Below are 24,217 nucleotides of genomic sequence, written 5' to 3'. Positions count from 1 at the left end.
CCACCCACCCGCACCCGGATATCGACCGAAGCACCCCAGGACCGCACGTGCCCATCGCCGAACGGCACCCCGTACCATTGGCGCATGTCGTTCCTCCGCCGCCGCAGCGCAACTCCCGCCGGCCCCGACTTCGACGTCCTGGCCATGGACCCGGGCGACTGGCCCGGCAACCTCGGCGCCGGTCTGCTGCCCGCCCCCGACGGCACCTGCCAGGGTGTCTTCCTGCGCTACGACCTGTTCGGCGGCCGCGGCCCCGCGATGATCATCGGTAACCTCCCCGAGGGCTCCCCGGCTCGGGAGCTCACCGAGGGCGAGGTCCCCTTCGAGGTGGCCCAGCTGCTGATCGCGCTGGAGAACGAGGAGGAGGTGACCGTCGTCGGCGCCGAGGACATGCCGGTGATGCAGGGCGACAACCTTCTGATCGTGCGGCGCCTGAAGCTCTCCGAGAGCCGGATCTCCTGCGTGCAGTTCGACCGCAGCGACAATGTCCTGGTGACCATCGCCGCGTGGGACCGTCCGATCACCGACGATCTGTACGCCCTCCTGAAGCCGCTGCCGGCGGAGCTCTTCCAGCAGGGCTGACCCCGACCCGCCCCTGTTCGGGATTCCGCACGCCTTGTGATGACCCTTGTCGCCAAGTCATCGGACCTCTAGCGTCAAGGTCATGTCGTATGAGATCACTCGAAGAACGACGTTAAAGGCTGCGGCAAGCGGTGCTGGTGCGCTCGCCTTAGGGGTCGATGTCAGCGAGGCGGCTGCCGATTCCTCCGATGTATCGGGGCAACCCTTGGTGCTCTGGTACGCCACCCCCGCCGCCGACTGGGAACGCGAAGCCCTCCCCATCGGCAACGGCGCACTCGGCGCCATGATCTTCGGGACCCTCGCCTCCGAACGGCTCCAGTTCAACGAGAAGACTCTGTGGACCGGCGGCCCCGGCTCGGCCCAGGGCTACGACCACGGCAACTGGCGCGACGCCCGCCCCGGCGCCGTCACCGCCGTCCAGGACGATCTCGACGCCTGGACCACCCTCGACCCCGACGCGGTCGCCGCCCGCCTCGGCCAGCGCCGCGTCGGCTACGGCGCCCACCAGACCTTCGGCGACCTCCACCTCGACGTCCCCGGCGCACCGGCCACCACCCCGGACGACTACCGCCGCGAGCTCGACCTCGACAAGGCCGTCGCGTCCGTCACGTACACCCATCAAGGGGTGCGCCACCGAAGGGAGTTCTTCGCCTCCCACCCCGACGGCGCGATCGTGGGGCGGCTGACCGCCGACCGGCCCGGCAGCGTCACCTTCACCCTCCGGTACACCTCACCGCGCGCCGACTTCACCACCACCGCGGCCGACGGAACCCTGACGGTGCGGGGCGCGCTCGCCGACAACGGTCTGCGCTTCGAGGCGCAGATCCGGGTCCGCAGCAAGGGCGGCACCCTCAGCTCCCACACCGACGGCACCATCACCGTGACCGGCGCCGACAGCGCCTGGTTCGTCCTGGCCGCGGGCACCGACTACGCCGACACCTACCCCGGCTACCGAGGCGCGGACCCGCACGCCGCCATCACCCGGACCGTCGAGCGGACGGGCACGGACCACCAGGCGCTCCTGCGCCGTCATCTGCGCGACCACCGTGGCCTGTTCCGCCGGGTCGCCCTCGACATCGGCCAGGAACTGCCCGCGGACGTCCCCACGGACCGGCTGCTGTCCACCTACACCGCAGGCCCGACCGCGGCCGAACGCGCCCTGGAAGCCCTCTTCTTCCAGTACGGCCGCTATCTCCTCATCGCCTCCTCACGCCCCGGCTCGCTGCCCGCCAACCTCCAGGGTGTCTGGAACCAGAGCACCTCGCCCCCGTGGTCCGCCGACTACCACGTCAACATCAACCTGCAGATGAACTACTGGCTCGCCGAGGCCGCGAACCTCGCCGAGACGACGGAGCCCTACGACCGCTTCGTCGAGGCGCTGCGCGCTCCGGGACGCGTCAGCGCCCAGGAGATGTTCGGCTCGCGCGGCTGGGTCGTGCACAACGAGACCAATCCGTACGGCTTCACCGGTGTGCACGACTGGGCGACCGCGTTCTGGTTCCCCGAGGCGGCGGCCTGGCTCACCCAACAGCTGTACGAGCACTACCGGTTCGGCGGCTCCACGGCCTATCTCCGCACCACCGCGTACCCGGTGCTGAAGGAGGCCACCGAGTTCTGGCTGGACAACCTGCGCACCGACCCGCGCGACGGCACCCTCGTCGTCACGCCCAGTTACTCGCCGGAGCACGGGGACTTCACGGCCGGTGCGGCCATGTCGCAGCAGATCGTCCACGACCTGTTCACCAACACCCTCGAAGCGGCCCGGATCCTCGGTGACTCGCCCGGCTTCCGCACCCGTCTGGAAGAGACGCTCGGGCGGCTCGACCCCGGCCTGCGCATCGGCTCCTGGGGGCAACTCCAGGAGTGGAAGGCCGACCTGGACGACCCCACCGACGAACACCGGCATGTCTCCCACCTGTTCGCCCTCCACCCGGGACGCCAGATCGAGCCCGGCAGCCGGTGGGCCGAGGCGGCCAAGGTCTCCCTCACCGCGCGCGGCGACGGCGGCACCGGCTGGTCCAAGGCGTGGAAGGTCAACTTCTGGGCCCGGCTGCGCGACGGCGACCACGCCCACCTCATGCTCGGCGAACAACTCAAGCTCTCCACCCTGCCCAACCTCTGGGACACCCACCCGCCGTTCCAGATCGACGGCAACTTCGGTGCCACGTCCGGGATCGTGGAGATGCTCCTGCAGAGCCAGCACGACGTGATCGAGATACTGCCCGCCCTGCCCGCCGCCTGGCCCGACGGCTCGGTGCGGGGACTGCGTGCCCGCGGTGGTGCCACCGTCGACGTCGAGTGGGCCGGCGGCCGGGCGGCCCGGATCGCGCTGACGGCGTCACGGACACGTGAACTGACCGTACGCAGCGACCTGTTCAGAAGCGGGGAGCTGACGTTCAAGGCGGTCGCGGGCCGTCGCCACACCTGGGAGGCCTGAACCTCGTGGACTCCGGAGGGCCGTAGCCCCCCGTGCTCGGCCCTCCGGAGCCCGCCCGCGGCACGGTCGTCCCACCCACCACGGCGGCACCCGGGGTTCCCCCGTACCGTCCGCCGCGACGGCCGTCCCGGGGTGCCGTGAGCTCAGTTTTCCGGCGCGGGGAGTTGTCCGGCAGCCCCCTTTCGCCACTCCGGACAATTACCCGGACAGGCAGGCCTCGCCGCCTTGCCCCGCCATGGCCCGGCTCCGTAACGTGCGATGTCGAGGGGGTGCCATGGGGCGACGAGAGCGACCGCTGGACCCGACCGAGGGTGCCGTCGCCCGATTCGCCTACGAGCTGCGGAAGTTGCGACAGGAGGCCGATGGCCTCACCTACCGCGCCATGGCCGCGCGGGCCCACTACTCCACCGCCACGCTCGCCCAGGCCGCGGCCGGCGACCGCCTCCCGTCCCTACAGGTCACCCTCGCCTACGTCGCCGCGTGCGGCGGCGACCCGGACGAGTGGGAGCGGCGCTGGCACCGGGCGGCCGAGGAGGAGACGGCGGACCGGCGCGCCATGGACGACCCGGGCCAGGCCCCGTACCTGGGTCTGGCCCGCTTCGAGGTCGGGGACCACCAGCGGTTCTTCGGCCGCGACCGACTCGTCGAGCGGCTGGTGGGGATGGTGGGCCGCGAGCCCGTCGTCGTCCTGGTCGGTCCCTCGGGCAGTGGAAAGTCCTCACTCCTGCGCGCCGGGCTCGTCCCCCGGCTCCCGAAGGGGCTCCGTGTCCATGTCCTCGCCCCCGGCCCGCACCCCGCAGCCACCCACGCAGACGTCCTGGCATCGGGCGCGCCCGTCGTCCTGGTCGATCAGTTCGAGGAACTCTTCACCCTCTGCACGGACCCGGACGAGCGCGCCCGCTTCCTGGACCTGCTGTTCGACGGCTCACGGCAGCGGGTCGTTCTCGCCGTACGCGCCGACTTCTACGGCCATCTGACCCGCCACCCACGCCTCGCCGAAGCCGCCCAGGACGCCACCCTGCTCGTCGCTCCCATGGGCCCCGACGAGCTGCGCGAGACCATCGTCCGGCCCGCCGCCCTCGGCGGCCTGGTCGTGGAACGCACACTGACCGCACGCCTGTTGGACGACGTGTCCGACGAACCGGGCGCCCTGCCGCTGATGTCCCACGCCCTGCTGGAGACCTGGCGCCGTCGCCGGGGACGGAACCTGACGGAAGCGGCGTACGAAGCGGCCGGCGGTATCCATGGAGCCATCGCCCACACCGCGGAGGAGCTCTACGCGGGCCTCACCCCCGCACAGGCCGTGACCGCCCGCCGTATTCTGCTCCGGCTGGTCACCCCGGGTCAGGGCACCCCGGACACCCGGCGCCCGGCCGACCGCGCCGAACTGGCCGTCGGGGACGAGGCTGGTGGCGCCGAAGCCGTCGGGGGAGACGCTGCCGGGGATGACGCCGTCAAGGAGGACGCCGACACCGTCCTCGTCCTCGAACGCCTCGCCCGCGCACGGCTGATCACCCTCGACGACGGAACCGTCGACCTGGCCCACGAGGCACTCCTCACCGCCTGGCCCCGGCTGCGCACCTGGATCGACGAGGACCGTGAACGCCTCCGCGCCCAGCGCCACCTCACCGAGGCCGCCCACACCTGGGCGTCACTCCACCGCGACCCGGACTCCCTGTACCGGGGCGTCCGGCTGGCCGGCGCCGAGGAGCACTTCGCGAGACGTGAGTCCGAACTCACGCCATTGGAACGGGAGTTCCTGGACGGGAGTACAGGAGCCCGCCACCGTGAGCGACGACGGGCCCGGACGCGGTTCACCCTGCTGTCCGTCCTGGTGGTGCTCAGCCTCGTCGCGGGCCTCGTGGCCTGGCAGCAGAACCGGTCGAGCGAGCAGCGCCACGCCGAGGCCGAGGCCCGTCGGATCGCCGGCGTGGCGGAGAGTCTGCGGATGTCCGACCCGGTCACTTCGATGCGCCTCGGCCTCGCCGCCTGGCGGGTCGCCGACCTGCCGGAGACCAGGTCCGCGCTGCTCGCGGCCGCCGCCCAGCACGAACAGCACGTCTTCACCGACCCGGACCGCGGCAAGCAGACCATGCGCCGGCTCAGCGCCGACGGACGCACCCTGCTCAGCCTGGGCACGGACCGGGTGACCCGCTGGGACGTCGACGACGACCGCCGCACCGCCGGACTGCCCGGCCTGGGCGCCACCATGACGCAGGCGGGCTTCCCCCGGACGGACGCGGACTGGCTCCCCGTCTTCGAGGGCACCGAGGTCGCGGTCCACGACCTCGCCACCGGACGCGCCGGAGCGCCCCTGACCGACGCCGACGACGGCGTGGAGATGGGCCCCAGCGGCCGCACCCTCGTCGCCTACGACGGGACGCGCATCGAGCTCTGGGACGCACGGTCCCGACACAAGCTGCTGGAGATCGAGAACCCCGGGACCCTCAGCGAGGGCGGCACCCCCTGGGCCCGGCTGACAGCGGTGCGCAAGCAGTTGCAGCGAGAGCGCCGTACCGCGGTGCTGTCCGGCGAGGGCATGCCCGACGCGACGGTGAGCCCCGACGACCGTCACCTCGCCCTCTGCGCACCCGGCCGCCGCCTCCAGCTGTGGGACGTCGGGCGACAGCGCCGGATCAGTGCCCTCTGGCTGCCCGAGGTCTCCGTGGGCACCTGCCTCCAGGAACAGATCACCTTCAGCCCCGACGGCCGTCTGCTGGGGATCATCGACACCAGTGGCTTCCGCGCCTGGCGGATCGACACCGGCCGGCAGGTCGCCGCCGTGGAGTACAGCGGCCTGAAACTGGCCCAGTTCAGCGCGGACGGCACCTTCATGGCGGCCTCGGACGGCGACGAGATCCTGGTCTGGCGCCTGACCACCCCCGTCTTCCCGGTCTTCCGCCACCGGCTCTCCGGCGAGGTCGTCAAGGAGATCCGGCTCGACAGGAACACCCTGCGCTACCTCGGCGGCGCCGAAGGAGTGTGGGGTCCCACCGTGCACACGGTCGCCCTGGGCAGAGCGACGACCTCCGACTGGAGCACCACCCGGACCTCCGCGGAACGGTTCAGCCCGGACGGCACCACCCTCGCCACGGTCCGACCGGACCCCGACGGCAAGCACCTGCGCTTCCGCCTCCTGGACGCCCGCACGGGCCGCGGTCTCGCCGACCTCGGCCGTATGCCGTGCGAGGTCCCCGAGGGCGACACACCGCTCATCCACTGCACCGTCACCCTGTCCTACGACTCGACGGGCAAGACGCTCGCCTACGGGGTGGCGCACTACGTCACCGCCAGGACGCCGGAACGCATCCGGCTCTACGACACCCAGGACCGCCGGGTCACCACGACCCTGACCCCCGACGAACTCGGCCCGACCCCACTCGCCCACATCGCCTTCGGCCCTGACGACCGCTCCCTGTTGCTCACCGAGGAACCCACCCCCGACACGGCCGAGACCCGGGTCTGGGACATCGGACGCCGCACGACGACCGACACCCTGTCCGGCACGTCCGGCGGCACCCTCCTGCATCCCGAGGGCGATCTCGTCGTCACCACCGGCGGCGAGGCCTACCGGCTTCCCGCCGGCACACGGCTGCCTTCGACAGGTCTCCCCGGCGGCGGGACCGCCATGGCCTTCAGCCCGGACGGCAGGTACTTCGCGGTCGGAGAGGGGTCCGGCCGGGTCGAGCTCTGGGACGGCCGGCTGAAAGGCCGACTCGGCGTCCTCGCCGACCCCGACACCACCACGTACCAGTACGTCTCCGCGGTGGCGTTCTCCCCGGACGGACGCACCCTGGCGGTCGTCGGCGACGAGGGCACGCTCCGTCTCTGGGACGTCGCCTCCCGTCGCCGTATCGGATCACCGCTGCCCACCCCGGGCGACACCGTCGGAGCCCTGGCCTTCAGCCCCGACGGCACTCTCCTCCACGCCGCGGGGGACCACACCCCCGTGCAGACGTACGAGATCACACCGGAGGCCGCCGCCGACACCGTCTGCCGACGGGTCCGCGACGGCCTCTCACCCGAGGAGTGGCACCGCCAACTGCCGGACGTCCCCTACCGGGAGACCTGCACGTCGACGTCCGCCGCCCGCACGAACGCCACCCGGTGACCGAACTGGATCTCGTAGTAGAGATCCTTGCCGACCACGACCTTGTGCGAGTCCGTGGTGAACGTGACCGCGTAGTAGTACTCCCCCGGCACCTTGTCGCCGACCACGTACTTCTGGCCCTTGGGCAGTTTGTACGGCAGCGGCGACACCGCCTGTGCGGGCACTCCCGTCGGGTACGCGGAGGCCTCGGGGTACGCGCGCCCGTACACCGGGACGCTCTCCACGCCGGCCTTCGGCGTCACCACTTGGCCCTTGGTGCTCACCGCGGCCGGGTCCTTCTCCGAGTTCTCGAACCAGGCCTTCTGACCCAGGTACCAGATCGCCGTCCAGTCGCCGTCGCGCCCGGCGACCGCGTACTGCTGACCGGTGGAGACCCGCGAGGAGATGTCGTTCACCCCGGTGCCCGGCACCGTGCCCAGACCGATGTCCTTGATCAGGGGGTAGCTCTTGCCCGGCCCGGAGTACAGCCGCACCTCGCTGGAGCCGTGCGCCGCGCACGGCTCGCCCTTGGTGACGCAGCCCGTGTACTCCGGCTGGTTGGTCGCGTAGTCGGGGCGGATCGTCACCAGCCCGGCCTGCTTGGCGCCGGTGGCCTTGAAGGGGCGGCCGAGCAGCTCGAAGTAGTGCCGCCAGTCCCAGTACGGCCCGGGGTCGGTGTGCATGCCGCCGACGGTGGCCGTGGTCGGGCCCGGCACATTGTCGTGGCCGAGGATGTGCTGCCGGTCCAGCGGGATGTCGTACTTCTTGGCGAGGTACTTCACCAGCCGCGCCGAGGAGCGGTACATCGCCTCCGTGTACCAGGCGTCCGGATTGGCCAGGAAGCCCTCGTGCTCCAGACCGATCGACTTGGCGTTGACGTACCAGTTGCCCGCGTGCCAGGCCACGTCCTTGGCCTTCACATGCTGGGCGATATGGCCGTCGGTGGAGCGCAGCGTGTACTGCCAGGAGACGTAGGTGGGGTCCTGGACGAGGTTGAGGACGCCTTCCCAGGCGCCTTCGGTGTCGTGGATGACGATGTACTTGATGCTCTGTGCCTTCGGCCGGTCGCCCAGGTCGTGGTTGCCGTAGTCGTTGTCGCCGAACTCCTCGTACGGCGCCGGGATCCACTCGCAGGAGACCGACTTCGGGCACTGCGTGTCCCCGGTGTCGAGCGTGCGGAGACCGGCCCGCCGCATGCCGGAGGTGTCGGGGGTGACGTCCGGCTGGGCCGCCAGGGCGACCAGTTGACCGGCGTCCGTGGCGCGTTCCTCGCCGGTGCGGATCACGTCGTACACGTCATTGGCGTATGCCGCCGCCGTCGCGGTGTCGTCGGCGCCCGAGAAGCGGGCCACCGCCGCGTACCAGTCGGCCGGGTCCTCGCTGAGCGGTTCGCCCAGGCCCTTCTGCGTGTTCGCCAGGAGCGCGGCGCCGCCGGCGATGTTCGCCGCGGGATCGGTCCGCAGCTCCTCGGCGCTCAGTCCGGTCAGTCCCGCCGCCTTCGGCAACGTCGTGAGCCGGGCCGGGAACTCGGTCGGTGCCGGCACCTCCGTCTCGGGCAGCAGGGGCGCCCGGGCGCTGTCGCCGCGCGCGTCCTCCGTGCCCTCGCTGTGGTGCGGGGCCTCGGCCAGCGCGGTCCGGGCGTCGGTGAGGTGCATCGGGCCGTAGCCGCCGGTCACACTCGGCGCCCCCGCGTGCGCGTCCCAACGGGACTGCAGGTAGGAGACGCCGAGGAGGACGCTCTGCGGGACCTCGTATCTGGCGGCCGCCGAGGCGAACGCCAGTTGGAGGCTGTTCGCCGAGGCCTGTGCGCCGGAGGGGGTCGCGCCGAGCAGGGGCAGCAGCAGCGCCGCGATGGCGACCGCGCCGACGGCGGCTCGCGTATGTCTGTGCCCGGAGGCGCTGGTCGGGTCGGATCCTCGCATTGCAGCCTCCTGGGACGGTCGGTTGCGATGAGCCGTGCGGGGCCGGGCGTGCGTCAGTGGTACCGGCTGGCCGACGATCCGTCAATCATGCCCAGGGCAAGGAGAAATGCCTTGTCAACCGGGGGTCCCGGGAGTTTCGTGGCGGCACCTTTCGGGCCTGCGGGGCGTCAGTGGCTTACACCAATGGGCCGTTTGCGAGGGACCGTGCGAGGGCGGACATACGAAGGTCCGCGGTGCGCCGCTGTCTCTCAGGCGCACCGCGGACCTTCGTCCCCGTCAGCGAGTGCCGACCGCCGCGCGTACGGCCCGTCGGGCCAGCTGGCAGTCGTCGTGCAGCCGCCTCAGCAGTAGGCGCTGCTCCTCGCCGGACGGCGCAGCACCTGGGTGGGCCACTCCTGGTGCCGCCGGGGTCGTGTCGTGCATCGAACGCTGCACGGCCGTTTCATAGGTACGGATCTCACGGGTCAGTACGAGCATCAGGTTCACCAGGAACGCGTCGCGCGAGGCCGGGCCCGCCGACTGCGCGATCTGGCTGATCTGACGACGGGCCACCGGTGCGTCCCCGAGCACCGACCACAGCGTCGCCAGGTCGTACCCCGGCAGATACCAGCCCGCGTGCTCCCAGTCCACCAGCACTGGACCGGCCGGTGACAGAAGGATGTTCGAGAGCAGTGCATCGCCGTGGCAGAACTGTCCCATGCCGTGCCGGCCCGAGGTCGCCGCGATGCCGTGGAGCAGCTTCTGCAGGTCACCCATGTCGCGGTCGGTGAGCAGCCCCAGCTCGTGGTACCGGGAGATACGGGCCGCGTAGTCCAGCGGAGCGTCGAAGGTGCCCGCCGGCGGCCGCCAGGCGTTCAGCCGGCAGATCGCACCGAGCGCCGCCCGGATGTCCGCCCGCGGCGGGGCCTCCGCCGGGTGCCGGTGCAGCGCCGCCACCCGTCCCGGCATCCGCTCGATCACCAGGGTGCAGTTGTCCGGGTCCGCCGCGATCAACCGGGGCACCCGCACGGGCGGGCGGTGCCGGACGAACGAGCGGTATGCCGCTATCTCGTGGCGGATCCGCTCGGCCCATGCGGGGGAGTGGTCCAGTAAACACTTCGCGACGGCCGTACTGCGCCCGGTCGTCCCCACCAGGAGGACGGAGCGGCCGCTGCGGCGCAGCACCTGGACCGGAGCGAACTCCGGACAGATCCGGTGCACCGACGCGATCGCCGTACGCAGCTGCGCGCCCTGTGGGCCGGACAAGTCGAGTCTCCCGCTGAGCGGTTGTGTGCCGAGCCCCGGAGCGCGCCGCGTCCTGCCGGCACCGAGCACGGGGGCCGCCGGGCGAGCGGGGTCGAGGTAGGGGCCGCTGCCCGCCGGGCGGGGGTGCAGCGGCCGGGGCGGGGCGGACACGGAGGACGATGCTGCGTACATGGGCGAAACAGATCCCTTCGTGTGCCTGCAGTGCATGTCTGCGCAGTGCGCTACCCGGCCCGACCGCCCGAGGTGCACCCTGGGGAATGCTCCCGTCATATGGCAGCGGCCGGGTCGGGGTGGCGCGTTCCTACCTGACACCCATCGCCCAGTAGCACACCATCTGGCGCACCCTGGCGAACCCTGGCGAATAGTCGCTCGGCACCTCCCACCGGGCTACTGTCAACTCAGCCGAGAACCTGGGGGCTTGACGTGAGCGGACAACCCAACACCCGACTTTCGGACCTGTTCGGCCTGGCCGGCTGGTCCAAGGGTGAACTCGCGAGGCTGGTCAACCGGCAGGCGGCGGCCATGGGCCACCCCCAGCTGTCGACCGACACCTCACGGGTGCGGCGTTGGATCGACACGGGAGAGATCCCGCGCGATCCGGTGCCCCGTGTGTTGGCTGCTCTGTTCACCGAGCGTCTCGGCCGTGTCGTGACCATCGAGGACCTCGGTCTGGTCCGGCACGGGCGTGCGGGGAAACGGCAGGACGCCGGGAGTGTGGAACATCCCGACGGTGTGCCGTGGGCGCCCGAGCGGACCGCGGCGGTCCTCACCGAATTCACGGGAATGGACCTCATGCTCAACCGACGCGGCTTGGTGGGTGCGGGCGTCGCGCTCACCGCAGGATCCGCCCTCAGCAGCGCCATGCACGACTGGCTGCACTCCGATCCGGCCCTGACGGCCGACGCTCCCAGGCTCGACGATCCCCTGCACGCCGACCCCGCTGGGTTCGACCGCTACGAGGCCGCCCCCATCGGATCGCAGGAGATCGAGGAACTGGAGCGTTCCGTCGAGGTGTTCCGGGCGTGGGACGCGGCTCGCGGCGGCGGGCTGCAGCGCAAGGCGGTCGTAGGCCAACTCAACGAGGTGGGCGGCATGCTCGCCTACCGACACCCCGAACATCTGCAGCGGCGCCTGTGGGGCGTCGCCGCCAACCTCGCCGTCCTCGCGGGCTGGATGTCGCACGACGTCGGCCTGGAGCCCACGGCCCAGAAGTACTTCGTCATCGCCGCCCATGCGGCCCGTGAGGGCGGCGACCGGCCCCGCGCCGGGGAGGCGCTCTCCCGAGCGGCTCGCCAGATGGTGCACCTGGGCCGGCCCGACGACGCACTCGACCTGATGAAGCTCGCCCAGTCCGGCTCCGGAGAACAGGCGCTGCCGCGCACCAGGGCGATGCTCTACACCATCGAGGCCTGGGCACAGGCGTCGATGGGCAAGGGGCAGGCGATGCGCCGCACCCTCGGACAGGCGGAGGACCTCTTCGTCTCGGACCAGGGCGACGTGCCACCGCCGAGCTGGATGCAGACCTTCAAGGAGGAGGATCTGTACGGCATGCAGGCCCTGGCCTACCGCACGCTGGCGGAGCACGAGCCGACCGCGGCCGTACATGCGCAGCACTACGCGGAGAAGGCCCTGGCCCTGCGGGTCGACGGGCGGCAGCGGTCGAAGATCTTCGACTTCCTGTCGATGGCCTCGGCCTGCTTCATCGCGGACGACCCGGAACAGGCGGACCGGTACGCCCGGCTGGCGCTGGTGTCGATGGGATCCAACTCCTCGCACCGCACCTGGGACCGGCTGCGCCAGATGTACCGGCTCACCGCCGAGTACTCCAGCTACCCGAAGATCTACGAGCTGAGGGAGGAGATCAAGCTGTCCCTGCCGAGGACGGCCAAGGGCGGCAACAGCGCACGGGCATAGGGGGTTTGTGCGCTGAAGCCCTGAATTCTCAGGCTGTCGCTTTCCTTTCAGCCAGTCACCTTGGCGATGAGCACGCAGGCGTCGTCCTCGCGCTCGGTCTCGCCGAACTCCTCCACGACCATCCGTGCACAGTCCTGTGCGGTGCGCGCCTCGTCGAAGCGCGGGGCCAGGTCGAGGAGAAGGTTCACGGCCGCCATGCTGTCGTGCCCGGGCACCAGCCCGTCGGTGTGCAGCAGGATCAGGTCGCCGGCTTCGAGGGGCTCTTCGGCCTGCTCGTAGGAGGCACCTGAGGTCGCGCCGAGCAGGACGCCGTCCGGTGCGCTCAGCCTGCGCCCCGTCCCGTCGCGGAACAGCAGCGGGGCGGGGTGTCCGGCCTGTGCCCAGGCAAGTGTGCGGGTCTCGGGCCGGTAGCGGCAGCAGATGGCGCTGCCGAGCGCGGGTTGCACGGTGGCGTCGAGTAACTGGTTGAGCCAGGACAGCAGTTGTCCCGGCTGGGTGCCCGCCATGGCCATGCCGCGCACGGCACCCAGCAGGGTCGCCATGCCCGAGGCCACGGCGACACCGTGGCCGGTGAGGTCGCCGACGCTGAGCAGCATGTCGCCGTCGGCGAGTTCGAGCGCGTCGTACCAGTCGCCGCCGATCAACGCGCTCGTCGAGGACGGCAGATAGTGCGTCGCCAGATCGAGGGTCTCGGGGCTGCGTTGCGGGAGCCGCAGGGAGCCGCGCCACGGCGGCAGCACAGCCTCCTGCAGCTCGACCGCGAGCCGGTGCTCGGTCTGCGCGCGGTGCGCGTGGTGCTCGTGGTGCTCGTGGTGCTCGTGGTGCTGCAGCGAGTCACGGGTCTCGCTCACCACCCGTTGGCTGCGGCGCAGTTCGCTGACGTCCCGCAGCACGGCCCACATGGACGTGGTGCTGCCGTCGGCGTCGAGCACGGGCTCGCCCATCATGTGCACGGTGCGCACGGCACCGTCCGGGCGCAGGATACGGAACTCCCCGTCGATGGGCTTGGCGTCGACGAGGCAGTCCGTGACCATCGACGTCAGCTTCGGCCGGTCGTCGTCGAGCACCAGGGACGGCAGTTCGTCGAGGGTGAGCGGGGGAGCGGCCGGGTCGCGGCCCAGGATCTGGTAGAGCTCGCCGGACCAACTGGCCTCGTCCGTCAGCAGGTTCCACTCCGCGCTGCCGACCCTGCTGAGCAGGGAGTCGCGCCGGGGAGCGGTCGGGGTGGCGGGTGCCGGCTCGACCGCTGCGGGCGCGGGTGGGCCCTCCCGCAGCTGTGCCAAGTGCTCGTCGAGGTCGTTGAGTTGGTGCAGCGCCAGGTCGTACAGCGCGCGCTGCCAGCGTCCCTGCGGGTCCGATCCGTCGTCCTGGGCGTCCCGTCGTACGGCGTCCACGTCGCCCTTGAGCCGTCGCGTCTGCGATATGAGCGCGTCGACCGAGCCGCCGCCCGGCGGCTGGGCGGCTGGGCGGTCCGCAGAGAGATGGGACGGCATGACGCGCTCCGATACGGGGAGATACGACCAAGGCTGAGGGAGGGACCGTTACGACTGTGGCACAGCCCGCGACGCCCTGTAAGGGATTCGGCAACACACGATACGGTGGTGCTTCTGGCATATGCCACAGTCTTCACGGAGGGGTTTCCCCGTGCGATTGGCGTACGTCGCCCGATGGGGCAAGTCGTAGTCAGAGTACGTGAGTTGACGGATCGCCCGGGCCTCCGGGTCGGCATTCATTTATGTGTTCGACGGCCCCGTGTTCTATGAGGTGCAGCAGGCGTGGATCGGGCCGCGCCAGGGCTCGTGCGCAGGGGGCTCGACGGTGGCTTCGGTGGGCGAGGAGCCGCTCGGACCGCTTAGTTAGTGACGCAGGTCACATCAATTGATTCGGGCTTCGGCGTAATGCAAACGGCACCTGCGAGGTCGTACAGACATCGGCACATTCGGCCGACCTCCGACCCGCAGTGGAGACCGACCATGGACATCGACCTCGACCAGCCCGCCCACGGACGCCTGATCACCGCCGACGAGCAGGAGCTGCCCGTCCCCACGACGCTCCGCTACACCTCCGCGGACCCGCTCGCGGTGCACCTCGACTTCCCGCCCGAGGTCGCGCTCGACGGTGAGGTGGTCCGCTGGACCTTCGCCCGCTCCCTCCTGGAGGCGGGGCTGCGCGGCCCGGCGGGCGGCGGGGACGTGCACCTGTGGCCGTGCGGCCGTGCCCGTACGGTCGTGGAGCTCCACTCGCCGTACGGGCTGGCCCTGCTGCAGTTCGACACCTCGGCGCTGCGCCGCTTCCTGCTGCGGACGTACGCGGTGGTCGCGGCCGGTCAGGAGGACGTGAGCGCTGAGGTGGACCGCGGTCTGAGCGCCCTCTTCGGAAATGTCTGAGGGCGCCCCGGTGTCAGTACCGCAGAACTCCCGCGATCCCGCTCGCGTCGCCCAGCATGCCGTCCGGTACGAAGCGGACGTCGGCGCCGGTCTCCAGGCACTGCTCGACGATCTCGTCCACGATGTCCTCGCGGGCGTCGAGATCGCCGCTCATGGCGGGGACCAGGTGGTCGCCGCCCTCGTCGCGGACGGTCACCCGGTAGTTCTCCTCGACGGCCAGCAGGCGTACGCGGCCCTCCCGGGCGCTCTGCCACACCTCGTCGACGCCGGCCGCGAACGCCCGTCGACCACGCGCCGTCTCCAGCTCACGGGCCACGGCGGCGGTGTTCTTGCGGGTCTCGGCCTCCTGCAGGGGTCGTACGGTCTGCCACACCGCGTCCGGGGTGCCGTGCGCGAGACCGCCGTGCGGGACGTGGACGGCGTCCTTGGTGGCGCTTCCGACCTCGTCCAGCGCGGACAGCGCCGCGGTCTCACCCGTGATGTAGAGCGGCCGCGGGTCCTCCCGCAGGAGTCTGCCCATCGCGGTGTCGGCATCCCGTAGGAAGTGACGGGTGCCTTCGTCGCGGAAGGTGCTCGGCAGATCGCCGATCCGCTCCTGGCGCTCGGCGTCGAAGTTCTCCCGGCTCCTGGTCAGCGGGAAGCCGCCGGTGCGGTGCTCGGTGACCCGGTCCGTGCCGCCGTTCCACAGCGTGACCTGGTCCGCGGAGACCGAGAGCACCCAGAACGGCCGCTCGGAGGCCTGCGCGGAGACGAGATTGCGGGTCAGGAAGGTGTCCGAGAGGACCACCCGTTCGGGTACGGCGCGGGCCAGCGACCACACCTGGTGCTCGCCCGGAGCGGCGAAGATCACCAGGCCGTCCTCGGCATGGGCCAGGTCGACCTCGGAGAGGGCCTGGTCGAGCTGTCGTTCGACATCAGCGCGCCGCTCCCGGCTGACCGCGGGATCGGCCTCCAACTGCTTCTTGGCCTCGGCCACGACATTGCGCAGCCGGACCGGGTCCTGGGTGTTCTCGGGCTCCCGGCGATGTGTCGGCGTCAGCACGGACACGGCCGGATAGGGGCGCGGGCGCCGCAGCTCTGTGAGGGTCGTGGGACTGAGTGCGTGCTCCATATCAGCACGATAGGACTGATTGCCGGATAGGGCATTAGGGGCAACCAAGTCGGGCATTCAGGGTAATTCGCTGCTAGCGTCGCCAGAGTCGCCGGATGACGTTCTCCGCGCCATCGAGGGACGGCCCCGTGCCGCGCACGACGGTGGTGCCCTCACCGTCGTAGGACGCACATGACCCAGGTCGACACACAGACCCAGGCTCCCCCCCGCCGCGAAACTCTCCCTCCCGACGCTCACCACCATGGTGGTCGGCTCGATGGTCGGTGCCGGCGTCTTCTCCCTGCCGCGCAGGTTCGCGCAGGAGACCGGGGTCGCCGGTGCTCTGATCGCGTGGGCCGTGGCCGGTACCGGCATGCTGATGCTGGCCTTCGTCTTCCAGACGCTCGCGGTGCGCAGACCCGACCTCGACGCGGGCGTGTACGCCTACGCCAAGGCGGGCTTCGGCGAATACCTCGGCTTCTTCTCGGCGTTCGGCTACTGGGCGAGCGCCTGCGTCGGCAACGTGACGTACTGGGTGCTGATCATGTCGACGGTCGGTGCGATCGCACCCGCGCTCGGCGACGGCGACACCGTGCTCGCGGTGGTGCTCTCCTCCGTGGGGCTGTGGCTGTTCTTCGCGCTCATCAGCCGGGGAGTGAAGGAGGCGGCGGCGATCAACCGGATCGTCACGGTCGCCAAGGTCGTGCCGATCATCGTCTTCGTCATCCTCGCGCTCTTCTATCTCGAGCCGAGCGTGTTCGCCGACAACTTCGGCGGCGCCGACTACGCCGGTTCGCTGTTCAACCAGGTCAAGGGCACGATGCTGGCCACCGTCTTCGTGTTCCTCGGCGTCGAGGGCGCCAGCGTCTACTCCCGGCACGCCAAACGCCGTGCGGACGTCGGCCGGGCCACGATCCTCGGTTTCCTCAGCGTCTTCGCGGTCTTCGCGTCGGTGACGATCGTGTCGTACGGACTGATGCCGATGGAGGAGATCGCCGAACTGCGTCAGCCCTCCATGGCGGAGGTGCTGGAGCACGCCGTCGGCACCTGGGGCAAGGTCTTCGTCAGCGTCGGCCTGATCGTCTCCGTCCTCGGCGCCTATCTCGCCTGGACCCTGATGGCCGCCGAGGTGCTGTACGTGGCCGCCAAGGACGACGACATGCCGCGGTTCCTGAAGCGCGCCACGCCGGCCGACGTGCCCGTGTCCGCCCTCGTGATGTCCACGCTGCTCAGTCAGATCTTCCTCGTCATCACGCTGTTCTCGGACGACGCGTTCAACTTCGCCCTCGATCTGACCAGTGCGCTGACGCTGATCCCGTTCCTGCTGGCGGCCGCCTTCGCGGTGAAGATCGGCTGGGGCGGGCAGCGGGGGCAGCTGGCGATCGCGGCCCTCGCCACGGTCTACACCGCGTTCCTCATCTACGCGGCCGGCCTGAAGTTCGTCCTCGTCTCCTTCATCATCTACGCCCCCGCCACCGTGCTGTTCGTGATGGCACGCAGGGAGCAGGGCAGACAGCTGTTCTCGCCGCGCGAGTACGTCATCCTCGCCGTCTCGGTCGCCGGCGCGGTCCTCGGGATCGTCGCGCTGGCCCTGGGCTGGATCAGCCTCTGACCTCCCAGTCGTCCGGAAAGGTGCTCCACCGTGACCAGTCAAGACCCCCGTCCCGCCTACGGCGTCCACTCCGAGGTCGGCAGACTGCGCAAGGTGCTGGTCTGCGCCCCCGGGCTCGCCCACCGCAGACTCACCCCCACCAACTCCGACGATCTGCTCTTCGACGACGTCATGTGGGTGGAGAACGCCCAGCGCGACCACGCCGACTTCGTCAACAAGCTGCGTGAACGCGACGTCGACGTGGTCGAGTTGCACGACCTGCTCGCCCAGACCATGGCGGTCCCCGGCGCCCGGGACTGGCTCCTGGACCGGAAGATCGTCGCCAACGAGGTCGGCCTCGGCCTCGTCGACACCACGCGCGCCTTCCTCGAGTCCCTCGAACCGGAGCGCCTGGCCAAGTACCTGATCGGCGGTCTCGCGACGACCGACCTGCCCGACGACTTCCGCACGCCCTACCTCGAACTCGCCCGGGAGTCGACGGGCGTACGCGAGTACCTGATGCCCCCGCTGCCCAACACCCTCTACACCAGGGACACCACGTGCTGGCTCTACGGCGGCCTCACGCTCAACCCGCTGTACTGGCCCGCCCGGCACGACGAGACCCTGCTGATGAAGGCGGTCTACAGCTTCCACCCCGACTTCGCGGGCTCCACCGTCTGGTGGGGCGACCCCGAACTCGACTGGGGGCAGGCGACGTTCGAGGGCGGCGACATCATGCCCGTCGGCAACGGCGTCGTCCTGATGGGCATGAGTGAGCGCACCTCACGCCAGGCCATCACCCAGGTGGCCGCGGCGCTGTTCAGGAACGGTGCCGCCGAGCACGTGATCGTCGCCGGCATGCCGAAGCTGCGCTCCGCCATGCACCTCGACACGGTCTTCACCTTCGCCGACCACGACCTGGTCACCCTCTACCCGACCATCATGGACGGCGTCCACACGTTCTCCCTGCGGCCCAGCGACAAGGCGTCCGGCATCGAACTCGTCGACGAGGGCTCGACGCCCTTCGTGGACGTCGTCGCCAAGGCGCTCGGTCTGCCCGGCCTGCGGGTCGTGGAGACCGGGGGAGACGTGTACGCCTCCGAACGGCAGCAGTGGGACAGCGGCAACAACGCGGTCGCGCTGGAGCCCGGCGTGGTGTTCACCTACGACCGCAACACGCAGACCAACACGCTGCTGCGCAAGGCGGGCATCGAGGTCATCACCATCGTCGGCGCCGAGTTGGGACGCGGTCGCGGCGGCGGACACTGCATGACGTGCCCGATCGTGCGGGACCCGGTGGAGTTCTGAACCTAGCTCTTCGCGTCGATCACCGCGATGTTCCCCTGGGCCACCGCGCACAGCGTCTGCTTTCCGTCGGCGTCGACCGTGCTCACGTCGCAGCGGCTCACGACACGGGTGCGGCCCGCCCGCACCACCTGGGCGTGCGCGCGCAGGATCTCGCCCGTCGCCGGGCGCAGATAGTCGATGGTGAAGCCGGAGGTGATCAGACCCGGCCCCACCACGGTTGCCGCGGCCAGCGTCAGCGTGTTGTCGGCCGCATAGGAGACCACTCCGCCGTGGACGAAGCCGTACTGCTGGAGCAGCTCCTGCCGGATGTCCAGTTCGAGGGTTGCCTCGCCGTCCCCGAACGCCGTCACGCGGGCGCCCAGCAGTCTGCTGAAGGGCTGCTCCGCGAGGACCTTCTGTGCGAGTTCCAGATCCATCGTCAGGCCCGTCCCACTCTCACTTCACTAGTGAAGTGAGAGTGGCGTGGCTCGGTGTCGTCTGTCAAGATCGGCCCATGGTCGAGCCGGATCAGCGTCTGTACTACCTGCTCCAGCGGGCGGCACACCGTCTGCGCACCACGCTGGACCGGCGCTGCCTCGCCGTCGCCGGCGTCACCACCGCACAGCTCGGTGCGCTGTTCGCCGTACAGGAAGCGCCGGGCATCACCCAGCAGGGGCTCGCACATACCCTCGGTCTGCGCGAGTCCGCCGTCACCGGACTCGTCGGACGTCTCACCACGGCGGGGCTGCTCTCGCGGCAGACGCACCCGAGGCAGCACCGGGCCGTGGTGCTGGAGCTGACGGAAGCCGGGGAGGCGGCGCTGAAGGCGGCCCAGCCCGAGATCGACCGCTTCAACGCCGAAGTGCGCGCCCTGCTCGGCGACGACGGCTTCGGGCAGACCGCGGCCGCCATGAACCGCCTCGCGCACTGGGAAGAGTGAGTCCCGGACGAGGGGAACGCAGGCGACGGGAAACGGAGAAGGGTGCACGGCGGACGGGTTCACCCGATGCCCAGTGCCCTGTCCGCGGCGGCTGCCGAGGGTTGCCACCGGCTCGTCACCGGCTCCCAGACCCGGATCGCGTCACCCGCCCCGAGCTCGGCCGCCGTGAAGGCGCGGCCCCAGTGGGACGGGTCGGCGGCGACGGCGAGTGCGTCCACACGGCGGGCCTCGGGATCGGTGAGGTCGGCGATGGTGCGGACGGTCGCGTAGGCGGTGTCGCCCGGGTCCAGGCGGTAGCGCCCCGTCGTGCCCTGCGGCACCGGGAGGGCGGAGCCGTCGAGGTTCTCGAAGGTCACGGTGGGTGCCCGGCCCACTGTGCAGGTTCGCCCGCCGTGCTGGGTCACGCTGACGCGCACCACGTCCGGACCGGTCGACGAGGCCCGCAGAGTGAGCGCCCGCTCCGGGCAGACGGGGGAGGAGACGGTGGCCTGGCTCGGCGGGGCGGCCAGGAAGAGGGCGGCGGCGGTGACGGCGGCGGCGGCGGATTTCACTGGTCGTCCTCCTCCGAACCGCAGGAGCTGCCGGTGGGCGGCAAGGTCCCGTACAGGAGGAAGGTGTCGACCTTGCGCTGGACGCACTTGGAGGAGCCGTACCCGGTGTGGCCGTCGCCCTTGTTGTCGAGCACGACCGCCGAGCCGCCGAGCCGCTTCGCCGTCTCCACGGTCCAGCGGTACGGCGTCGCCGGGTCGCCGCGGGTGCCCACGAGGAGCATCTTCGGGGTGTGGACGTCCCGGACCTCGTCCCGGATGAAGTCGGTGCCCTTGGGGCGGCCGTAGCACGTCAGCACCTCGGTGAGACGGTAGCGGCCGAAGACGGGGGAGGCGTCCTCGTACTCGGCGCGCAGTCGGCCGAGGTCGCGGGTGATCTCGTCGGCGGTGGGCCGGTCGGGGTCGTCCGCGCAGTTGATCGCCATCAGCGCCGCCGGCAGGTTGTCCAGCGGGACCTCGTCCTCGTCGGCCAGATCGCCGTCGTGCCTCGCGCGGCCGGGGAGCGCGATCCCGCCCGACGCGAACGCCTCGATGCCCCGGGTGTCCCCGTCCTCGACGAGCTGGGCGAGGGCCCGCTCCAGGAGGGGCCACAGTTCCCTGCTGTAGAGGGCCTGGCTGATGGCGCCCACGAGGTCCTGGCCGGTGAAGTCGTAGCCCCAGTCGGACGGCAGCGGATCCTGGTCGAGCGAGTCGACGAGCCGGACGACCTGCTCCCGGGCCTTGCGCGGATCCTGGCCGAAGGGGCAGGCGATGTCCTCGGTGCACCAGTCGATGAAGTCCTCCAGCGCGGTCTGCTGGCCCTCCGCACCCACCCTGCTCTGCTCGGTGAGCGGCTCCGTCAGTGTGTCCACACCGTCGAGCACCAACCGGCCGACCTTCTTGGGGAATTGAGCGGCGTAGACCGCGCCGAGCCGGGTTCCGTAGGAGAAGCCCAGGTAGTTGAGCTTCTTGTCGCCGAGGGCCGCGCGCATCACGTCCATGTCGCGGGAGGCGTTGACCGTGCCGATGTGCGGGAGGACGGGGCCGGAGTGCTCGGCGCAGGCGGTGGCGACCCGTTTCAACTGCCGCAGCAGCGCCCGCGGGTCGTCGCCGTCCTCGGCCGCCGCGAGCGCCTCGTCGGTGCCGTCTCCGCAGCTGACCGGCGAGGACCGGCCGACGCCGCGCGGATCGAAGGACACGACGTCGTACCCCTTGGCCAGACCCATGAACTCGTTGCCGCTCGAGGCGAGTTCACTCACACCGGCGCCGCCGGGGCCGCCGAAGTTCAGCAGCACCGAACCTCTCGACTTCCCGGTCGCCCGATAGCGGGCCAGGGCCAGTTGGAGCGTTCCCGAAGCGGGCTTGGCGTAGTTGAGGGGGACCGTGACCTTGCCGCACTGGAGATCCTTGGGCGCCTCCATGCCCTCGCACTTCGACCACCTGACCTTCTGGTCGTAGAAACGTGAAAGGTCGGGCCCGTCGCGGTGGGTGGTCGCCGTCGGCAGACCCACGCCCAGCAGGGCGAGGCCGACCGCTCCGGTCATCACGCAGCTCCGCGTGGACAGCTTGGCCAGCATCGATGCCTCCAGGGGCGCCCGCTGCGGACCGCGAGAACGGCGCCCTCGATCACGATAAGCGGCCCCCGGAAACGTCGCCTCCGGACGGGCGGGCCGGTGCGGAGGGCCTTATCCTGCGCCCCTCCATATGCATTCGACGGTTTTACGACTAGTTCGACAACCGTGACGCTCGATGGGGTGAAAGGCCGATAAGCCATAACTCGGATGGTTCACCTGCGTTTTATGCCATGCGGGTGAGTGCCCGCGAACCATGTTCTGGAAGGCAGGGAACCTATGAAACGGGTTACCCGAAACGGTGTGATCGCCGTCGCCGCCGTGTCCGGCGCGATGGCTGTGGCGATGCCCGCTTACGCCGATTCCGCGGCGGACAGTGAGGCGGCCGGCTCGCCCGGGGTCGTCTCCGGCAACGCGATCCAGCTCCCGGTGCATGTCCCGGTGAACGTCTGCGGCAACACCGTGAACGTGGTGGGGCTCCTCGACCCCGCCGCGGGCAACACCTGTGTGAACGAGGGCGGCGAGGACGGCCCGGCGCCCGCGGGCGCCGCCGCGCAGAGCAGCGGAAAGGATTCGCCGGGGGTGGTCTCCGGCAACGGTGTCCAGCTTCCGGTCCACCTCCCCGTGAACGTCAGCGGGAACGGTGTGAGCGTGGTCGGAGCCGGCAACGCGGCCGCCGGCAACGAGTCCGTCAACACCTCCGGCGACCAGCCCGCCGAGACCCCGGTGAAGCCGGCACCCGAGCCGGAAGCCGCCCCTCCGAAGCCGCACCCGGGTCCGAGGGCCGACGGGCCCGGGCAGCCCGTGGCCTCCCTGGCCCATACGGGAGCGGACCAGACCCTCCCCGCCGTCGCGGGCAGCGCCGCGCTGATGCTGGGCGGTGTCGCCCTGTACCGCCGCTTCCGCCCGCAGTCGGAGCGCTGACCGCTCCCCGCGGAGACGGAAGGCCCCACCGGGCGATGACCGGTGGGGCCTCCGCCGACACCGGCCGAGCACACCCGGGCTCTTTCCGTCAGCACGCCGGATCTCTCCCGTCGGCCACCGTGGAGAGCAGGACCATCCCCGTCCCGTCCCGCCCCGTACGCCGGTAGCAGGCCGAGAGCGCGGGCGTCACCCCTGGTGGAAGCGCCGGTGGAGTGCGTGCACCTCCTCGGCGAGCGCCGGCACCGGGCCCTCCACGGTCACCCCGGGCGCCACCTCGTGCACCGGCAGGGTTCGCACGGGTGGTGCCGGAACCCCCAACTGGCTCAACCACTGGGCCAGTTGTTCCGAGGAGGCGACGTAGACGATGCGGCCGAGGCCCACCCAGGCGTGGGCGGCCGCGCACATCGGACAGTGCTCGCCGGAGGTGTAGACGGTCGCCGCCGCCCGCGCCTCGGGCGACATGTGGGCCGCGGACCAGCGCGCCAGCTCGAACTCGGGGTGGCGGGTGCGGTCCCCGGAGGCCACCCGGTTGTGGTCCTCGGCGAGCACCTCGCCGTCCGCCCCCACCAGCACCGAACCGAACGGCTCGTCCCCCGCCTCCAGGGCCTCGGCCGCCAGCTCCACACAGCGGCGCAGATACGGCAGCTCGGCGTCCTTCACGACCATGACGTACGACCCTTCCGGCGGTGTGATCTTCGATCAGGCACCCTAATGCCCGCGCGCGGGCGCGGCGCCCGCACCTCCTGGTGATGGCCCGTAAACGTGTTGCCGCACGGGCTCTCTGATGCTGGAGTGAATCCATGGATCACGCCGCGGTACTCGCCCTGTACGACCGGGACATGCGCGAAGGCGCACAGCCGGACAGCCCCGAGTCCCGGATCGAGCGGGTCGGCAAGGTGGTCCGCCAGGTCTCCTCCGAGCAGGGCTGGAACGGTGTGGTCTGGTCCGACCTGGACGCCGGCGGCGCGGACGCGGCGATCGCCGAGCAGATCTCGTACTTCTCCGGGCTCGGTCGCGAGTTCGAGTGGAAGCTCTACGGGCACGACCTGCCGGTCGACCTCGGACATCGGCTCAGGACGGCAAAGTTCACCGCGCAGCCGGAGGAGACCCTGATGATCGGCGAGGTCGCCGACCTGACCCTCGACGCCGAGCCGCCCGAGGGTGTGCGCATCCTGCCCGTCACCGACCGGGCGGGCGTCGACCTCGTGGCGGACGTGCACGAGGCGGCCTTCGGCACCGACAGCACCCGGCTGCGCCACCAGCTGCTCGCCCAGCTCACCGCCGACCCGGACACCGTGGTCGCCGTCGTCGCCCTGGCCGGGGACACCCCGGTCAGCGCGGCCCGGATGGAGCTCGTGCCGGGCACCCGGTTCGCCGGTCTGTGGGGCGGCGGCACCGTCGAGGCCTGGCGCGGCCGTGGCATCTACCGGGCCCTGGTCGCCGTGCGCGCCCGCGAGGCGGTGGAGCGCGGCTACCGCTATCTTCAGGTGGATGCCATGCCGACCAGCCGCCCCATCCTGGAGCGGCTCGGCTTCGAGCCGCTGACCACGACCACTCCGTACCTGTACACACCGTGACGCGGACAGCACTCCGGGGGCATGTCACCTCCGCGGCCACCCGATCCGGCGCAAGGGCATGACGATGAACCGGAGCATCCTCCTCGCAGGCGCCGGCGGAGCCCTCGGCGGCCGGATCGGCCGAGCCCTCACC

The 24,217-nt window shown here is 71.0% G+C and carries 17 protein-coding genes and 1 pseudogene; 10 read left to right on the top strand and 8 right to left on the bottom strand.

The genetic code is table 11. The annotated features are described in order from the left end of the window. Nucleotides 1–84: 84 nt before the first annotated feature. The 3 genes from OHU89_RS06595 (at nt 85) to OHU89_RS06585 (ending at nt 7,130) form a co-directional block, all read left to right on the top strand. Nucleotides 85–582, top strand: a complete 498-nt coding sequence (locus OHU89_RS06595; protein ID WP_405640789.1) for a hypothetical protein — start codon at nt 85–87, stop codon at nt 580–582. 208 nt (nt 583–790) lie between these two features. Then, the gene (locus OHU89_RS06590) at nt 791–3,019 is read left to right on the top strand and encodes a glycosyl hydrolase family 95 catalytic domain-containing protein (RefSeq protein WP_405654351.1); all 2,229 of its coding nucleotides are present in this window, start codon (nt 791–793) and stop codon (nt 3,017–3,019) included. Between the two features lie 274 nt (nt 3,020–3,293). Continuing rightward, nucleotides 3,294–7,130, top strand: coding sequence for a hypothetical protein (locus OHU89_RS06585; protein WP_405640787.1), 3,837 nt, complete (start codon nt 3,294–3,296; stop codon nt 7,128–7,130). Here OHU89_RS06585 and OHU89_RS06580 read toward each other — a convergent pair. Both OHU89_RS06580 and OHU89_RS06575 read right to left on the bottom strand, forming a co-directional pair. Continuing rightward, entirely contained in the window at nt 7,076–9,031 is a 1,956-nt protein-coding gene (locus OHU89_RS06580) for an N-acetylmuramoyl-L-alanine amidase (RefSeq protein ID WP_405640784.1), read from the bottom strand. The genes OHU89_RS06585 and OHU89_RS06580 overlap by 55 nt on opposite strands. Before the next feature lie 276 nt (nt 9,032–9,307). Then, on the bottom strand, nt 9,308–10,447 hold the full coding sequence (locus OHU89_RS06575; RefSeq protein ID WP_405640781.1) for an aminoglycoside phosphotransferase family protein: 1,140 nt from the start codon (nt 10,445–10,447) through the stop codon (nt 9,308–9,310). 252 nt (nt 10,448–10,699) lie between these two features. Here OHU89_RS06575 and OHU89_RS06570 point away from each other — a divergent pair, with 252 nt between their 5' ends. Then, on the top strand, nt 10,700–12,190 hold the full coding sequence (locus OHU89_RS06570; RefSeq protein ID WP_405640778.1) for a hypothetical protein: 1,491 nt from the start codon (nt 10,700–10,702) through the stop codon (nt 12,188–12,190). Nucleotides 12,191–12,237: 47 nt separating this feature from the next. Here the strand turns inward: OHU89_RS06570 and OHU89_RS06565 are convergent, their stop codons facing one another. Continuing rightward, on the bottom strand, nt 12,238–13,683 hold the full coding sequence (locus tag OHU89_RS06565) for a PP2C family protein-serine/threonine phosphatase (protein ID WP_405640775.1): 1,446 nt from the start codon (nt 13,681–13,683) through the stop codon (nt 12,238–12,240). Nucleotides 13,684–14,163: 480 nt separating this feature from the next. Here OHU89_RS06565 and OHU89_RS06560 point away from each other — a divergent pair, with 480 nt between their 5' ends. After that, complete coding sequence (locus tag OHU89_RS06560) at nt 14,164–14,577, top strand: SsgA family sporulation/cell division regulator (RefSeq protein WP_405640772.1); 414 nt, start codon at nt 14,164–14,166, stop codon at nt 14,575–14,577. Nucleotides 14,578–14,590: 13 nt separating this feature from the next. Here OHU89_RS06560 and OHU89_RS06555 read toward each other — a convergent pair whose 3' ends face one another. Next, nucleotides 14,591–15,688 carry a chemotaxis protein gene (locus OHU89_RS06555; protein WP_405640770.1) on the bottom strand — a complete coding sequence of 366 codons (1,098 nt, stop codon included), beginning with the start codon at nt 15,686–15,688 and terminating at the stop codon, nt 14,591–14,593. Between the two features lie 202 nt (nt 15,689–15,890). Here OHU89_RS06555 and OHU89_RS06550 point away from each other — a divergent pair. Together OHU89_RS06550 and OHU89_RS06545 are read left to right on the top strand one after the other, a co-directional pair. Then, a pseudogene (locus OHU89_RS06550) lies at nt 15,891–17,279 on the top strand (basic amino acid/polyamine antiporter); the annotation flags it as partial. A 30-nt stretch (nt 17,280–17,309) separates the two neighbouring features. Continuing rightward, complete coding sequence (locus OHU89_RS06545) at nt 17,310–18,566, top strand: arginine deiminase (protein WP_405640767.1); 1,257 nt, start codon at nt 17,310–17,312, stop codon at nt 18,564–18,566. A 2-nt stretch (nt 18,567–18,568) separates the two neighbouring features. Here OHU89_RS06545 and OHU89_RS06540 read toward each other — a convergent pair whose 3' ends face one another. After that, nucleotides 18,569–18,982, bottom strand: coding sequence for a PaaI family thioesterase (locus tag OHU89_RS06540; RefSeq protein ID WP_405640764.1), 414 nt, complete (start codon nt 18,980–18,982; stop codon nt 18,569–18,571). Between the two features lie 77 nt (nt 18,983–19,059). Between OHU89_RS06540 and OHU89_RS06535 the strand changes: the two genes are divergently transcribed. Further along, nucleotides 19,060–19,485, top strand: a complete 426-nt coding sequence (locus tag OHU89_RS06535; protein WP_405640761.1) for a MarR family winged helix-turn-helix transcriptional regulator — start codon at nt 19,060–19,062, stop codon at nt 19,483–19,485. 59 nt (nt 19,486–19,544) lie between these two features. On the opposite strand, the gene OHU89_RS06530 is transcribed toward OHU89_RS06535, so the two are convergent. Together OHU89_RS06530 and OHU89_RS06525 are read right to left on the bottom strand one after the other, a co-directional pair. Then, on the bottom strand, nt 19,545–20,036 hold the full coding sequence (locus tag OHU89_RS06530) for a DUF4232 domain-containing protein (RefSeq protein WP_405640758.1): 492 nt from the start codon (nt 20,034–20,036) through the stop codon (nt 19,545–19,547). Continuing rightward, complete coding sequence (locus tag OHU89_RS06525; RefSeq protein WP_405640756.1) at nt 20,033–21,589, bottom strand: alpha/beta hydrolase; 1,557 nt, start codon at nt 21,587–21,589, stop codon at nt 20,033–20,035. The genes OHU89_RS06530 and OHU89_RS06525 overlap by 4 nt, the downstream gene beginning before the upstream one ends. A 273-nt stretch (nt 21,590–21,862) precedes the next feature. On the opposite strand from OHU89_RS06525, the gene OHU89_RS06520 reads away from it, so the two are divergent. Next, nucleotides 21,863–22,507, top strand: coding sequence for a chaplin (locus OHU89_RS06520; RefSeq protein WP_405640754.1), 645 nt, complete (start codon nt 21,863–21,865; stop codon nt 22,505–22,507). A gap of 186 nt (nt 22,508–22,693) precedes the next feature. Here the strand turns inward: OHU89_RS06520 and OHU89_RS06515 are convergent, their stop codons facing one another. Then, nucleotides 22,694–23,173: a nucleoside deaminase gene (locus OHU89_RS06515; protein WP_267017588.1), complete on the bottom strand. Its 480-nt coding sequence runs from the start codon at nt 23,171–23,173 to the stop codon at nt 22,694–22,696. Nucleotides 23,174–23,307: 134 nt separating this feature from the next. On the opposite strand from OHU89_RS06515, the gene OHU89_RS06510 reads away from it, so the two are divergent. Further along, entirely contained in the window at nt 23,308–24,084 is a 777-nt protein-coding gene (locus tag OHU89_RS06510) for a GNAT family N-acetyltransferase (RefSeq protein ID WP_405640752.1), read from the top strand. Nucleotides 24,085–24,217 lie beyond the last annotated feature (133 nt).

Source organism: Streptomyces sp. NBC_00019 (assembly GCF_045041015.1).
In the GTDB taxonomy this organism is placed as follows: domain Bacteria; phylum Actinomycetota; class Actinomycetes; order Streptomycetales; family Streptomycetaceae; genus Streptomyces.
Note: the sequence above shows the minus strand (reverse complement) of the source record. Positions and strands in the feature narration are given on the sequence as shown.